Source organism: Janthinobacterium violaceinigrum (assembly GCF_009208555.1).
Taxonomy (GTDB): Bacteria; Pseudomonadota; Gammaproteobacteria; order Burkholderiales; family Burkholderiaceae_D; genus Janthinobacterium; species Janthinobacterium violaceinigrum.
Genome location: NZ_WFLI01000106.1, coordinates 1 through 688, shown reverse-complemented (window position 1 = coordinate 688; position 688 = coordinate 1). Strand labels below are relative to the sequence as shown.

General features: G+C 64.7%; 1 protein-coding gene. It reads left to right on the top strand.

Annotated features, from left to right (window positions below):
- A partial coding sequence (locus GCN75_RS28820) for a hypothetical protein (protein WP_226941631.1) occupies nt 1-688 on the top strand: 688 nt, incomplete at both ends.

Sequence of the window (688 nt, the reverse complement as noted above, 5' to 3'; positions counted from 1 at the left end):
TGGGCAAGTCGGCGCTGGATCTGGCCCTGAGCGGCTTGCAAAACCAGGGCGGGCAAATCCAGGTGCTGGGCAATATCGGCCTGAACGCGGGTGGCGGCAGTATCAACAACCAGCAAGGCTTGATCCGCTCCGGCGCGGCCGTCACCGTGACGGGCGGCGCGATCGACAATGCCAGTACCCTGGGCGCCAACCAGGGCATCGAAGGCGTGCAGGTGACCTTGAACAGCGCCAATGTCAGCAATGTCCAAGGCGCGGTGCGTGCCGATGGCAACCTGGCGATCAACAGCGCAGGCAGCATCAACAATACCCTGGGCATGCTCAGCGCCGGCAGCACGCTGTCGTTGCAGGACAGCGGTCCCGGCCGCGGCCTGGCCATCACCAACACGGGCGGCACCATCATCGGCGGCCAGCGCACCGACATCCGTGCAGGCAGCCTGAGCGGCGACGGCAAGGTATTGTCGCAGCAAGACCTGGCGCTGGACCTGGCGGGCAACTTCACGCTGAACGCGGGCGCCGAGATCATGGCCAATGGCAATGCCGGTATCACTATCGGCGGATTGTTGACCAATGCAGGCAAGATCCAGGCGCGCAGCACCCTGACCCTGGGTGCCGCCAATTTCGACAATACCAGCACGGGCGACATCAATGCAGGCACGACGCGCGTCAACGTCGGCGGCGTGCTGAACAA